Annotated in this window: 10 protein-coding genes; 7 read left to right on the forward strand and 3 right to left on the reverse strand. The window is 62.3% G+C overall.

Annotated features, from left to right (window positions below; all coding sequences use genetic code 11):
- Window positions 1-301: integrase core domain-containing protein (locus BM160_RS15070; protein ID WP_143093269.1), on the forward strand; the 301-nt coding region annotated here is incomplete at its 5' end.
- A gap of 47 nt (window positions 302-348) precedes the next feature.
- Here BM160_RS15070 and acs read toward each other — a convergent pair.
- Entirely contained in the window at window positions 349-2,343 is a 1,995-nt protein-coding gene (acs, locus tag BM160_RS15075; RefSeq protein ID WP_092007006.1) for an acetate--CoA ligase, read from the reverse strand.
- Window positions 2,344-2,492: 149 nt separating this feature from the next.
- On the opposite strand from acs, the gene BM160_RS15080 reads away from it, so the two are divergent.
- The 4 genes from BM160_RS15080 to proX all read left to right on the forward strand — a co-directional run bounded on the left by BM160_RS15080 (window position 2,493) and on the right by proX (window position 7,118).
- A complete protein-coding gene (locus BM160_RS15080; RefSeq protein ID WP_092007007.1) occupies window positions 2,493-3,095 on the forward strand; it encodes a YqhA family protein in 603 nt (200 codons plus the stop codon).
- Between the two features lie 443 nt (window positions 3,096-3,538).
- Window positions 3,539-4,801, forward strand: coding sequence for a glycine betaine/L-proline ABC transporter ATP-binding protein ProV (proV, locus tag BM160_RS15085; RefSeq protein ID WP_092007077.1), 1,263 nt, complete (start codon window positions 3,539-3,541; stop codon window positions 4,799-4,801).
- A 19-nt stretch (window positions 4,802-4,820) separates the two neighbouring features.
- Complete coding sequence (proW, locus tag BM160_RS15090; protein WP_092007008.1) at window positions 4,821-6,062, forward strand: glycine betaine/L-proline ABC transporter permease ProW; 1,242 nt, start codon at window positions 4,821-4,823, stop codon at window positions 6,060-6,062.
- 39 nt (window positions 6,063-6,101) lie between these two features.
- The gene (gene proX / locus BM160_RS15095) at window positions 6,102-7,118 is read left to right on the forward strand and encodes a glycine betaine/L-proline ABC transporter substrate-binding protein ProX (protein WP_092007009.1); all 1,017 of its coding nucleotides are present in this window, start codon (window positions 6,102-6,104) and stop codon (window positions 7,116-7,118) included.
- Window positions 7,119-7,307: 189 nt separating this feature from the next.
- On the opposite strand, the gene fumC is transcribed toward proX, so the two are convergent.
- Together fumC and BM160_RS15105 are read right to left on the reverse strand one after the other, a co-directional pair.
- On the reverse strand, window positions 7,308-8,699 hold the full coding sequence (fumC, locus tag BM160_RS15100; RefSeq protein WP_092007010.1) for a class II fumarate hydratase: 1,392 nt from the start codon (window positions 8,697-8,699) through the stop codon (window positions 7,308-7,310).
- Between the two features lie 181 nt (window positions 8,700-8,880).
- Window positions 8,881-10,608 (reverse strand): ABC transporter ATP-binding protein/permease, encoded by a 1,728-nt coding sequence (locus BM160_RS15105; protein ID WP_092007011.1) that lies wholly within the window; start codon window positions 10,606-10,608, stop codon window positions 8,881-8,883.
- Between the two features lie 358 nt (window positions 10,609-10,966).
- On the opposite strand from BM160_RS15105, the gene BM160_RS15110 reads away from it, so the two are divergent.
- Together BM160_RS15110 and murI are read left to right on the forward strand one after the other, a co-directional pair.
- A complete protein-coding gene (locus tag BM160_RS15110; protein ID WP_092007012.1) occupies window positions 10,967-12,529 on the forward strand; it encodes a fumarate hydratase in 1,563 nt (520 codons plus the stop codon).
- A gap of 184 nt (window positions 12,530-12,713) precedes the next feature.
- Window positions 12,714-13,538: a glutamate racemase gene (gene murI / locus BM160_RS15115; protein ID WP_092007013.1), complete on the forward strand. Its 825-nt coding sequence runs from the start codon at window positions 12,714-12,716 to the stop codon at window positions 13,536-13,538.
- The last annotated feature ends 90 nt before the right edge of the window (window positions 13,539-13,628 follow it).

The following is a 13,628-nucleotide window of genomic DNA, read 5'->3' on the forward strand; positions in this document are numbered from 1 at the left end:
CATCCAGTATTGCTCAAATGACTATCAGGAAATCCATCGGCGTCACGGCATCAAGTGCTCAATGACCGACGGCTACGACTGCTACCAGAACGCGCTGGCCGAGCGGGTTAACGGAATCCTGAAGATGGAGTTCCTGCTGCATCGACCGGCCGACCTGAGCCAGGCCAGCCGCATGGTTCAGCAGGCCGTACAAATCTATAACCAGGAAAGGCCGCACCAATCCCTACAATTGAAAACGCCCGATGAGGCTCATCGGGCGTCTTTAGCTGGCCTCATCGGCTCGGCTATTTGTGCTTCATAGGTGTCAACCTATGGCAGGACGGGTCACGGTTGCAATCCACAGGCCGCTTACAGATTCTGTGACAGCTGCTCCAGTATGGCCGGATTTTCCAGTGTCGACGTGTCTTGCGTCACGGCCTCACCCTTGGCGACACCGCGCAACAGGCGGCGCATGATTTTTCCGCTGCGCGTCTTGGGCAGGTTGTCACCAAAGCGGATGTCCTTGGGCTTGGCAATCGGCCCGATTTCCTTGCCCACCCAGTCGCGCAGTTCCTTGGCAATCGCCTTGGCTTCGTCACCCGTAGGGCGCGAGCGCTTGAGCACCACAAAGGCCACGATGGCCTCGCCGGTCAGATCATCGGGACGCCCAACCACGGCCGCTTCGGCGACGATGGGGTGAGACACCAGCGCCGATTCGATTTCCATGGTGCCCATGCGGTGACCTGACACGTTGAGCACGTCGTCGATGCGGCCTGTGATGCGGAAATAGCCATTGTCGATATTGCGCACCGCACCGTCGCCGGCCAGGTAAATCGTGCCGCCCATTTCCTCGGGGAAGTAGCTTTTCTTGAAGCGCTCGGGGTCGTTCCAGATGGTGCGAATCATCGCCGGCCAAGGCCGTTTGACGACCAGCATGCCGCCGGAGCCATTGGGCACATCCTTGCCGGTCTCGTCGACGATGGCGGCCATGATGCCCGGTAGCGGCAAGGTGCAGCTGCCCGGCACCAGTGGCGTTGCGCCTGGCAGTGGGGTAATCATGTGGCCGCCGGTTTCGGTCTGCCAGAAGGTGTCCACAATGGGGCAACGCTCGCGGCCTATGTTTTTGTAGTACCACATCCAGGCTTCCGGATTGATGGGCTCGCCCACCGAACCGAGAATGCGCAGGCTACTCAGATCTGAGCGATCCGGATGCACGGCGGGATCGGCTTCAGCGGCCTTGATCAGCGAACGGATGGCTGTCGGTGCCGTGTAGAAAATACTGACCTTGTGTTTTTCTATCATCTGCCAGAAGCGGCCGGCATTCGGGAAGGTCGGAATGCCCTCGAAGATGATTTGCGTGGCGCCGGCCGCCAGCGGCCCATAGGCGACATAAGTGTGGCCGGTGATCCAGCCGATGTCGGCGGTACACCAGAACACATCGGACGGCTGGAGGTCAAAGGTCCAGTCCATCGTCAGCTTGGCCCACAGCAAATAACCACCCGTGCTGTGCTGCACGCCCTTGGGTTTGCCGGTGGAGCCCGAGGTGTAGAGGACAAAGAGCGGATGCTCAGCCCCAACGAATTCCGGCGCGCACACGGGATCGGCCTTGGCCGTCACCTCGTGCATCAGGCTGTCACGCCCGGCCACCATGTTGCAGGCGGTTTGGGTACGCTGATAGACCACCACGTTCTTGACGGAATCGCAGCCGCCCATGGCAATACCCTCGTCCACAATCGCCTTGAGCGGCAGTTCCTTGCCGCCGCGCAGCTGGTAGTTGGCCGTGATGACGGCAACCGCGCCGGCATCCTGGATGCGCTCTTGCAGGCTCTTGGCTGAGAAGCCGCCAAACACCACCGAGTGCGTCGCGCCTATGCGGGCGCAGGCCTGCATGGCAACCACGCCCTCCACCGTCATCGGCATGTAGATGACGACCCGATCGCCCTTCTGGATACCCATGGCCTTCAGAGCACTGGCAAACTGGCTGACTTTGGCGTGCAGCTCCTTGTAGGTGACATTGGTCACCTGGCCATCATCGCTCTCGAAAATGATGGCCTTCTTGTTTTCAGTCGGCGTGCCCAGGTGGCGGTCCAGGCAGTTGTAGGAGGCGTTCAGTTCGCCATCGGCAAACCATTGGTAAAACGGCGCATTCGACTCATCCAGCACCTGGTTGAATGGCTTTTTCCAGCTCAGGTTTTCGCGTGCCAGCTTGGCCCAGAAGCCTTCAAAATCCTTGTCCGCTTCGGCACACATGGCATCGTAAGCGCCCATGCCGGAAATGCGGGCCGCCTTCACGGTGGCCGGGCTGGGCGCGAATACGCGGTTTTCAACCAGCACGGATTCGATGGCAGAGTTGGGGGCGCTCATGGGTGGTGTCTCCTGTGGATCATTGAATGCGTGGAACTTTCGGGCCTGGCACTTACAGGCCACTGACTGGCTTGAACTATACAAGTTCCGAGGGCAGGAATGCCCCAAACAGCCCCCTACAATCAGCCGACTTTCACATCCGACTCATCATGTCAGAACCTACCCCTACCCAAAACCTCCCACTTCGCCCACTGCCCAGGCTGATTTTTGCCAGCCGCTGGCTACAGCTGCCGCTTTACCTTGGGCTGATTGCGGCGCAGGCGGTTTATGTGGTGCATTTTCTGGTGGAGCTGGCGCATCTGATCGAAGCCGCCTTCGGCAGCCAGACCGCGCTGCAGGCCTTGATCAACAGCATAGGCTACAAGACCTCCACCCCGGTCGCCGCGCTGAATGAAACCGTCATCATGCTGGTCGTGCTGGCACTGATAGACGTGGTCATGATCTCCAACCTCTTGATCATGGTCATCGTGGGCGGCTACGAAACCTTTGTCAGCCGCATGGACCTGGAAGGCCATCGCGACCAGCCCGAATGGCTGAGCCATGTGAACGCTTCGGTGCTCAAGGTCAAGCTGGCGACCGCCATTATCGGCATCAGCTCGATTCACCTGCTGAAAACCTTCATCAATGCGGACAATTATTCAGACAAGGTGCTGATCGCACAAACGGTGATTCATATCGCCTTCCTGCTTTCGGCACTGGCCATTGCCTATACCGACAAAATCATGTCCGGCATAGCGGCCCGAGATCACTAAGGCGCAAGCCCGGTCTGGCGCGATCCCGCCAGCCTTGACTTAATCAGACTCAAAAGTTATAATCAATCGCTTCAAGCGACCAACAAGTAATGTTGTTGGCCGGTTTTGCACTACTCGCGGATCACCCAGAATCCCGTCGCGGTGCAAGACCTCTTCGTTGGGCCCAGGCCCGACAACGGGCCGGTTTACCGGCCTCCCGATGCCGCGTCGCGTTCACCGGACCAGCCCCCTTCACCTTGATGTGGCGCGCTGATCCGGATTGAACGTTGGACAGGCTCTGGCTTCGTCATTTTGTCGTCTTCAGTGCCTTCCGGCGGCCTTGCGGCTTGGCCGGACCGTCTGCGTCTGGCCCGAGCACAAGGCCGATGGCGCGGCTGCGGTTCGCAGCAGTCGTCATTCATGGCGGCGCTTTGTCCACTCTTATTAACAAGGAGCCCAAGCGCATGGCAAAAGAAATTCGCATCGACCACGTCTTCAAGGTTTTCGGAGACGCGCCTGAACACGCCATGGAGCTGGTTCGCCAGGGCCTGAGCAAACAGGACATCCTGGCCCGTACCGGCCACTCCATAGGCGTGTTCGACGCCAGCTTCACCATAGCCGCCGGTGAAATTTTTGTCATCATGGGCCTGTCGGGCTCGGGCAAATCCACCCTGGTGCGCATGCTCAACCTGCTGATTGAACCCACGGCAGGCCGCATCCTGGTCGACGGCCACGATATCAGCGCCCTCCGCGACAGCCAGTTGCGCGCCCTGCGCCGCAAAGACATCAGCATGGTGTTCCAGTCCTTCGCGCTGATGCCGCACAACACCGTGCTGGACAACACGGCCTTCGGGCTGGAACTGGCCGGCGTCAGCCGCGCCGAGCGCCATGCGCTGGCCGAGCAGGCGCTGGAGCAAGTCGGCCTGGCCGGCTGGGGCGCCAGTTATCCGGACGAGTTGTCGGGCGGCATGCAGCAGCGTGTCGGCCTGGCGCGCGCGCTGGCGTCCGATCCATCCATCTTGCTGATGGACGAGGCATTCTCCGCACTGGACCCCATCATCCGCACCGAGATGCAGTCGGAACTGCTGCGCCTGCAACAGGTCAAGCGCCGCACCATTGTTTTCATCTCGCACGACCTCGACGAAGCCATGCGCATCGGCGACCGCATCGCCATCATGAAAGACGGTCACGTGGTGCAGGTCGGCACGCCCGACGAGATCCTGCGCAACCCGGCCAACGACTATGTGCGCAGCTTTGTGCGCGGCGTGGACGCGGCGGCGGTGTTCAAGGCTGGCGACATCGCGCGCAAGGCGCTCACCGTGGTGTCCGAACACAGCCAGCGCGGCGCGCGCGCGGCCCTGCAACTGCTCGAAGAGCAGGACCGCGAATACGCCTACGTGGTCAGCCCCAAGCAGCAATACCTGGGCATGGTCTCGGCCGACTCGCTGCGCGAGGCGCTGCGCGGCCATGTCGGCCCGCTCGGCCTGCAGCACGCCTACCTGAGCGGGGTTCAGCCGATCGCGGTGGACGCCCCCGTGGCCGAGCTGTTCGGCCAGGTGGCGCATGCACCGCACGCCGTGCCGGTGCTGACCGAGGGCGGGCGCTTTTGCGGCGCCATCAGCAAGACCACACTGCTGCGCTTTCTCGACCGCGACACACCGCCGCTAGAGCCCACGTCCACGACGTCTGCAGCTCCCGCAAGCTCCGCCGCCGCTGCGGCGCACTGATTTTTCAAGGTTGATGCACATGAACGATACGCAGATCAATCCCGAACTCGCCGCCGGCACCGATGCCACGGCAACGCTGCCGCCCCTGGTCGAGACCAACCCCTGGGCCAACAGCGCACAAGCTGTCACGACCCAGCCAACGCCGTGGGACAACCTGGCGCCCACGCCCAGCGCAGACATCGACCCCTGGGCCAATGCCAGCGTGGGCAGCGACTGGATAGAGGCCCAAGCCAGCGCTCTGGACGCCGCCAGCACGCTCGACCCTTCGGCCGCAGTCAACGGCTTTCAGTTGCAGCAGCTGTGGGACGGCTCGCTGCCCATCGAATCCTGGATCAACCAGGGTTTGGGCTGGGTGGTGGAGAATTTCCGCCCCTTCTTCCAGACCATTCGCGGCCCCATCGACAGCACGCTCGGCAGTGTCGAGGGCCTGCTGCAAAGCGTGCCCGCGCTGGCCATGATCGCGCTCATCGGCCTGCTGGCCTGGCAATTCACCGGCCGCGTGCTGGCCGTGGGCACCGTGCTGGCGCTGCTGCTGGTGGCCATGCTGGGCATCTGGCCCGAGGCCATGGTCACGCTCTCGCTGGTACTGACCTCGTTGGTGTTCTGTTTGGCCATCGGTCTGCCGCTGGGCATTTTGCTGGCCAGCAGCGATCGCGCCCAGCGCCTCCTGCGCCCGCTGCTCGACGCCATGCAGACCACGCCGGCTTTCGTCTACCTGGTGCCGGTGGTGATGCTGTTCGGCATCGGCAACGTGCCCGGCGTGATAGTCACCACCATCTTCGCGCTGCCGCCGCTGGTGCGCCTGACCAACCTGGGCATACGCCAGGTGCGCCCCGACCTGATCGAGGCGGCGCGCGCCTATGGCGCCTCGCCCTGGCAGATGCTCACCAAGGTGCAGCTACCGCTGGCCATGCCGTCCATCATGGCCGGCATCAACCAGACGCTGATGCTGTCGTTGTCCATGGTGGTGATCGCCTCCATGATCGCCGTCGGCGGCCTGGGCCAGATGGTGCTGCGCGGTATCGGCCGCCTGGACATGGGCCTGGCCACCGTGGGCGGCCTGGGCATCGTGCTGCTCGCCATCACGCTGGACCGCATCACCCAGTCGCTGGGCCAGCCGCGCCGCGGCGTGCGCCACTGGTGGCACACCGGTCCGGCCGGGCTGCTGCTGCGTCTGCTACAGCGCCTGCTGCAGCGCGGCAACCAAGCTGCCGACACGGCCGCCGCGCCGTCCCCACAACTGTCGACCTCGGGCCAGTGAGCCCCAGCATGTCCTCATAACAACAGGAGCCATCACCCCATGAGCAAAATCCGATTTTTCGCACGTAGCCTGCTCGCCACCAGCGCCCTCGCGCTAGTCCTGGCCGGCGCGGCGCAGGCACAAGACCTGCCCGGCAAGGGCATCAAGGTGCAGCCACTGCAAAGCGCCCTCGCCGAGGAAACCTTCCAGACCCTGCTGGTCAGCCGCGCGCTGGAAAGGCTCGGCTACGACGTGTTGCCCATCAAGGAAGTCGAATACCCGGCCGCGCACCTTGCCGTGGCCAACGGCGACGCGACCTTCATCGCCAACCACTGGAATCCTCACCACGCCGAGTACTACAAAAGCGCCGGTGGCGACGCCAAGATGTCGCGCAAGGGCGTTTACTCGGCTGGCGCGGTGCAGGGTTACCTGATCGACAAAAAGACCGCCGACGAATACAAAATCACCGACATCAGCCAACTGACCGATCCGGCGCTGGCCAAGCTGTTCGACACCAACGGCGACGGCAAGGCCGACCTGGTCGGCGCCAGCGCCGGCTGGGGCGGTGAAGCCGTGATCGAGCACCAGCTCACCACCTTCAAACTGCGCGATACCGTGACCTACGTTCAAGGCAACTACGCAGCGTTGATTGCCGACACGGTCAGCCGCTTCAAGCAGGGCAAGCCCGTCCTCTACTACGCGTGGACGCCTTATTGGCTCGGCAACGTGCTGCGCCCGGGCCAGGACGTGGTGTGGCTGCAAGTGCCCTTCTCCGCCATGCCCGGCGTGCAGACCGGCACAGATACCCAGCTGTCCAACGGCAAGAACTATGGCTTTCCGCTGAACAACGAGTACATCGTGGCCAACAAGACTTTCGTCGAACAAAACCCGGCCGCCGGCAAACTGTTTGAAGTCATGGCGCTGCCGATTGGCGACATCAGCACGCAAAACCGGCATATGCAGGACGGCGAGAACAGCCAGAAAGACATCGTGCGCCACACCGACGGCTGGATCAAGGCGCACCAGGCCACCTTCGATGGCTGGATCGCCCAGGCAATGGCCGCCGCCAAAATTTAAGCCAAATCGGGCGCTAGCGCCCGTCCACTATGCGCAGTCAGCTATTTTTTTGATAGCTGGCTGTTTTTACGTCAGCCCCGTCAGTCCGATGTCGGGCCGTGCTCAGCCTTTTATGTATAAAAAAGGCCTTTATCCCTTATCCACATTGCGCAAACAGCTATTAATTAGATAGCAAATGGGGCGCCAACCTCAGCGCCCCGTCATGTTCGCTGGCACCACCCACTGGTCGAACTGCTCGGCCGTCACATGGCCGGAGGCGATCGCCGCTTCGCGCAGGCTGCTGCCCTCCTTGTGCGCCTTCTTGGCGATGAAGGCGGCCTTGTCGTAACCGATGTGCGGGTTCAGCGCCGTGACCAGCATCAGCGAGCGGTCCACCAGCTCGGCGATGCGATCGCGGTTGGGCTCTATGCCCACCGCACAGTGGTCGTTGAAACTGCGCATGCCGTCGGCCAGCAGGCGCACGCTTTGCAGGAAGTTGTGGGCCACCATGGGGCGGAACACGTTGAGCTCGAAGTTGCCAGAAGCGCCGCCAAAGTTGATGGCCACGTCGTTGCCAAACACCTGGCAGCAGAGCATGGTGAGCGCTTCACTCTGTGTCGGGTTCACCTTGCCCGGCATGATGGACGAGCCCGGCTCGTTTTCGGGAATCGACAACTCGCCGATGCCGCTGCGTGGCCCGCTGGCCAGCCAGCGCACGTCGTTGGCGATCTTCATCAGGCTGGCGGCCAGCGTCTTAAGTGCGCCATGCGCATGCACCAACGCATCGCAGGAGGCCATGGCCTCGAACTTGTTGGGTGCGCTGACAAAGGGCAGACCGGTCAGGTGCGCCAATTCGGCCGCCACCTGGCTGGCATAGCCCTTGGGAGCATTCAGCCCGGTGCCCACCGCCGTGCCGCCCAAAGCCAGCTCGTAGAGGTGGGGTAGCGCGGCGCACACATGTTTTTCGCCCTGCTCCAGCTGCGCCACGTAGCCGGAAAATTCCTGACCCAGGGTCAGCGGCGTGGCGTCCTGCAAGTGGGTGCGGCCTATCTTCACGATGTCATCAAAATCGCTGGCCTTTTGCGCCAGCGTCGCCCGCAAACCCTCCATCGCCGGCAGCAGCTTGTGCGTGATCGCGTCCACCGCCGCCACATGCATGGCGGTGGGAAACACGTCATTGGACGACTGGCTGCGGTTCACGTCGTCATTCGGGTGCACCAGCCGGCTCTCGCCGCGCTCGCCGCCCAGCAGTTCGCTGGCGCGGTTGGCCAGCACCTCGTTGACGTTCATATTGGTCTGGGTGCCCGAGCCGGTCTGCCAGACCACCAGCGGAAACTCGTCCGCGTGCTGGCCGGCAATGACTTCATCGGCCGCAGCCACGATGGCCGCAGTTTTTTTCGCATCCTGCAGGCCCAGCGCCCGATTGACCAGCGCCGAGGAGCGCTTGACCTGGGCCAGCGCCCGGATGATCTCGCGCGGCTGGCGCTCGCCCGAAATATCGAAATTCTGCAAGGAGCGCTGCGTCTGCGCGCCCCAGAGCTTGTCGGCCGGCACGTCAATGGGGCCAAAGGTGTCACGTTCGGAGCGAGTGTTGATGTGCATAGTGGTACGGAGGGCTGGAATTTTTTAAATGATAACAATTCTCAATGTTGGATGCGGCGTGGAGCGGGGATTGGGCACAGCCATATGGCGACCTGAGTATTCTGGCGCCTGAACTGCGTCGGTCCGTGCGCAAAGGAATTAGGAAGGTGTGGCATGGCATTACTTAGAACTTGTTCGTCAATTATTTGGGTACCCAGCGGTAGTCTGCGGCCGCGTGAAGCGTCCAGTGGCTGCCACCGGTCAACTGAAACACCAGGCTGTGATATCTGAGAATGGCGTGACGGTGGCTGACACTGATCGGGGTGATCGACAGGCCTGCCAATTGGGCGTACAGCAACTCCTCGTTGGCCTCATCCAACGCGCTGGTGGCCTCGTCGAGCAACAGGTAGCGCGGCTTGGCGAGCAAGGCCCGGGCGAAGGCCAAGCGCTGCTGCTCACCGACCGACAACACCCTGGCCCAGTCCAGTTCGGCGCCAAGTCCGCCCATGCGCTGCGCCAGCTTCGGCAGGTTCACCCGCTCCAGCCACAGCAGCAGTTCCTCGTCCGAGATATTGCGTTCCGTTTGGGGGTAGGTGAGCTGGCAGCGCAAATCCCCCAGGGGCAGGTAGGGTTGCTGGGGCAGAAACAGCATATCCGCCCCCGATGGGCGAGTCACTTGACCCGAGCCCACGTTCCAGAGTCCGGCAATCACCCGCAACAGCGAGCTCTTGCCCGCGCCGCTCGGCCCGACGATCAGCAATCCTTCACCAGGGTTGACAGCGAGCGTGGCCTCTTGAACCAGTAACTGCTCTTGGTTGGGGGTGAAAATGCTCACCTTATGCAGGGCCAATTCAAAGCCGGGCACCGTGCGAATCTGCGCGTTATCGTCAGAAGCGCTGGCGGACTGGCCAGGCTTGCCTCCCAATGCTTCGGAGAACGCATGCAGCCTGTCCACACCGGCGGAAAAGCGACTCAGGCTCTCGAAGTGCTCAACGATCACAGTCAATGCGCTCAGGATGGCCGCGAAGGCGCCTGCGGCCTGGATCGCTCGGCCGACCTCCAGCGTCCCGGAAAGAACATCTTTCGCAATGATGACGGTGGGCAGCACGATAGTCAGAAAGCTATGGGCGTACTGGAAGAGGTTGAGCTTGAACTGCCAGCGCAGCACTTTCTGGTAGTTGGCGTAGACGGCCGCAAAAATGCGCTGCAGCGTGGACATTTCGCGTGCCTCACCACCGTAGAAAGCGATGGGCTCGGCGTGTTCGCGCACCCGCACCAAGCTGAAGCGAAAGTCTGCCTCGCGTTGCAACTGGCGAAAATTCAAGCCAATCAGACGCTTGCCAAACACCGCGCCCGTGAATACGGTGCTGAACACGGCATAGCCGATCAAAAAGTAAACCAAGCCCTGCGAGATGCTCCACAGCACGCTGGAAAAGGCGACCAGTTGGATCACCGAACCCAATGCGATCATGGAGAAATACAGCGACTGCTGGGTGAAGCTGTTGATGTCTTCGGCAATGCGCTGATCAGGATTGTCGATGCCGGTGGTATTGAGCCCGTAGTAGGCGCGCTGATGGAAATAGCGTGCCAGAAAGCTGTCCGTCAGCCAGCGACGCCAGCGCAGCCCGAGCGTGTCGCGCACATAAAAGTACAAGGCATAGATGGGCACAGCTGCCACGAGGATGGCCGTGTAGCGCCAGATCGAGGCCCAGAAGCGCTCGTCGTCTCTTGCGGCCAAGGCCGAGGTAAATTCGCCCGTCTCCTGGTTGAATAGCACATTGAAGGCCGTCTGACCCAGCAGTAGTACAACCAGCAGGGCCAGCATGCCCTGGGCACGCCAGCGTTCATCCGAGAGCCAGTAGGGCCGTGCTATCGTCACGAAGCGCCGCCACAGGCGGGCGTTGAAACCGGGTGTTTCTTCTATTTGCATTGCGCCGTCCACGAGATGGATCTTGATGGGGCGGGGACTTAAAAGCCAGTCTACCTCTGTTAAGGACTGCCCAACACCGGCCCTCAGACCGGCGCGATGCCCGGCATCGTCTCGACGCATGGGCAGTGGCCTGATCCACCCCGCTCAGGCACAAGCGTTGCTCAGCACCGTGGCCAGCGCCTGCTCGTGCCACTGGGTTTTATACTTTTATGCCTCTGGCGTCATCTCAACTGCACGCGCAGCAATTTTCAAGATAGCAAATGGCCTTTCCCGGACGGCACGGCTTGCGGCTGCCGCACAGGGGGATAATCCAGGGTTTTACTTTTCCGCACTCCCCCACACCAAGCCAGGCTCCGTCATGACCACCACGACAACATCTATCCGCCAAGCCGACCTCATCGAATCCGTTGCCGCCGCCCTGCAATTCATCAGCTACTACCATCCGGCCGACTACATCGCCCACCTGGCGCGTGCCTACGAGCGTGAACAAAGCCCGGCCGCCAAGGACGCCATCGCGCAAATCCTGACCAACAGCAAGATGAGCGCCACCGGCCAGCGTCCGATCTGCCAGGACACCGGCATCGTCAACGTATTTCTGAAAGTCGGCATGGACGTGCGCTGGGAAGGCTTCAGCGGCAGCCTGGACGACGCCATCAACGAAGGCGTACGCCAGGGCTACAACCACCCCGACAACACGCTGCGCGCCTCGGTCGTGGCCGACCCGCAGTTCGACCGCAAGAACACCAAGGACAACACACCGGCCGTGATCTTCACGGAAATCGTACCGGGCAACAAGCTGGACATCACCGTCGCGGCCAAGGGCGGCGGCAGCGAGAACAAGAGCAAGATGGTGATGCTCAACCCCGGCGACTCCATCGTCGACTGGGTGCTGAAGACCGTGCCCACCATGGGCGCCGGCTGGTGCCCGCCCGGCATGCTGGGCATAGGCATTGGCGGCACCGCCGAAAAATCCGTGCTGATGGCCAAGGAAAGCCTGATGGACGACCTGGACATGTACGAGCTGCAGGCCAAGGCCGCCTCCGGCGCCGAACTGAGCAAGGTCGAGGCACTACGCCTGGAACTGTTTGAAAAAGTCAACGCGCTGGGCATAGGCGCGCAAGGCCTGGGCGGCCTGACTACCGTGCTCGACGTCAAGATCAAGATGTACCCGACGCACGCGGCCAGCAAGCCGGTCGCCATGATCCCCAACTGCGCCGCCACCCGCCACGCCCACTTCGTTATGGACGGCAGCGGCCCGGTCTACCTGACCCCGCCATCGCTGGATACCTGGCCCGACGTCAACTGGACACCGGATTACGTCAAGAGCAAAAAGGTCGACCTCAACACCTTGACCAAGGAAGAAGTCGCCAGCTGGAAACCCGGCCAGACCCTGTTGCTCAACGGCAAGATGCTGACCGGCCGCGACGCCGCGCACAAGCGCATCGCCGACATGCTGGCCAGGGGCGAAAAGCTGCCGGTCGATTTCACCAACCGCGTGATTTACTACGTCGGCCCGGTCGATCCGGTCAAGGGCGAAGCGGTCGGCCCGGCTGGCCCGACCACCGCCACGCGCATGGACGGTTTCACCGAGATGATGCTGGCCGAGACCGGCCTGATCTCGATGATTGGCAAGTCCGAGCGCGGCCCGGTCGCGATTGAAGCCATCAAGAAACACCGGAGCGCCTACCTCATGGCCGTGGGCGGCGCCGCCTACCTGGTGTCCAAGGCCATCAAGACCGCCAAGGTGCTGGGCTTCGCCGACCTGGGCATGGAAGCTATTTACGAGTTCGACGTGGTTGACATGCCGGTGACCGTGGCGGTGGACGCCCAGGGCACCAGCGTGCACAACACCGGCCCGGCCGAGTGGCAAAAGAAGATCGCCACGGGCGAGTTCAAGGGCATTGCGGTCGCAGCGGGTTGAGCAGCAGCGAGAAGCCGATCCCTTCAAGCCGGGGCCGCAGATCTGGCTCCGCCAGCCCGCAGGCGCAGCGGCCCCCGAGGGGCTGGAGCCTGCGGCTCCAAAGCTGCTTGAGCAGCTTTGGACAGGCGACAGCGGCGAAGCGTCTCGCGAGCCGCGGCCTGCAAGGCCTCGGGAGCTACACGCAGTGAGCGACCGTGGGGGCCACATAGGCGTGTTTGACAGCGGCATCGGCGGTCTCAGCGTTTTGAAAGCGCTGCGTGCCGAGCTGCCGCACCAAGACTTCATCTACATCGCCGACAGCGGCCACGCGCCCTACGGCGAGCGTGGTGACGCCCATGTACTGGCACGCTCGCACGCCATCGCCCACTACCTGATAGCGCAAGGCGTAAAGGCGCTGGTGGTGGCCTGCAATACCGCCACGGCAGCGGCGATAGAAAGCCTGCGCGCCGAGCACCCAGGCCTGCCCATCATCGGCGTGGAACCGGCACTGAAACCCGCCGTGGCGCTCAGCCAGACCGGCCATATAGGAGTGATGGCCACGCGCGGCACGCTGGCAAGCGCCAGGTTTCGCTCGCTGCTGGACACGCAAGCCGGCCTGACCCAGGTGGCGCTGCAAGCCTGTGATGGTCTGGCCGATGCCATAGAAGGCAGCGCTCAAACCGGTGACTTTTCAAAAACAATAGCACTCTGCGCCCAATACACGGCGGCCATGGGCCTGTTTGGCAGTGAAAACGGGCAGATAGACACGCTGGTGCTGGGCTGCACGCATTACCCCTTTGCCAGCAGCCACTTGCGCGCCTTGCTGGGGCCGGAGGTTCGCATCGTGGACAGCGGCGAGGCCGTGGCGCGCCAGACTCGGCGTCTTGTTGGCAGCGAAGACGCACCCGGAGCTTCGGCCACTCACGCGCAGCTCAGACTCATCACGACCGGTCAGCCCGCCGCACTGCAGGCGGCAGCCGGGCAATGGCTGGGTTTGTCGTCCAGCGTTGAAAAGCTATCAATTCAATAGCTTGTTTCGACCGTAGCTATTAGGCTAGAGGCATAAATCATTGTTATCAAAAACAAAAAAGGCTGCCTAAAGCAGCCTTGTGAGGTGTCG

The organism is Polaromonas sp. OV174 (assembly GCF_900112285.1).
GTDB lineage: Bacteria > Pseudomonadota > Gammaproteobacteria > Burkholderiales > Burkholderiaceae_C > Polaromonas.

What these genes read in the sequence shown, in the direction of transcription:
- BM160_RS15110 (WP_092007012.1), top strand. Translation starts at nt 10,967, where the DNA reads ATGACCACCACGACAACATCTATCCGCCAAGCCGACCTCATCGAATCC.
- proX (WP_092007009.1), top strand. Translation starts at nt 6,102, where the DNA reads ATGAGCAAAATCCGATTTTTCGCACGTAGCCTGCTCGCCACCAGCGCC.
- acs (WP_092007006.1), bottom strand. Translation starts at nt 2,343, where the DNA reads ATGAGCGCCCCCAACTCTGCCATCGAATCCGTGCTGGTTGAAAACCGC.
- BM160_RS15105 (WP_092007011.1), bottom strand. Translation starts at nt 10,608, where the DNA reads ATGCAAATAGAAGAAACACCCGGTTTCAACGCCCGCCTGTGGCGGCGC.
- proW (WP_092007008.1), top strand. Translation starts at nt 4,821, where the DNA reads ATGAACGATACGCAGATCAATCCCGAACTCGCCGCCGGCACCGATGCC.
- fumC (WP_092007010.1), bottom strand. Translation starts at nt 8,699, where the DNA reads ATGCACATCAACACTCGCTCCGAACGTGACACCTTTGGCCCCATTGAC.
- BM160_RS15080 (WP_092007007.1), top strand. Translation starts at nt 2,493, where the DNA reads ATGTCAGAACCTACCCCTACCCAAAACCTCCCACTTCGCCCACTGCCC.
- proV (WP_092007077.1), top strand. Translation starts at nt 3,539, where the DNA reads ATGGCAAAAGAAATTCGCATCGACCACGTCTTCAAGGTTTTCGGAGAC.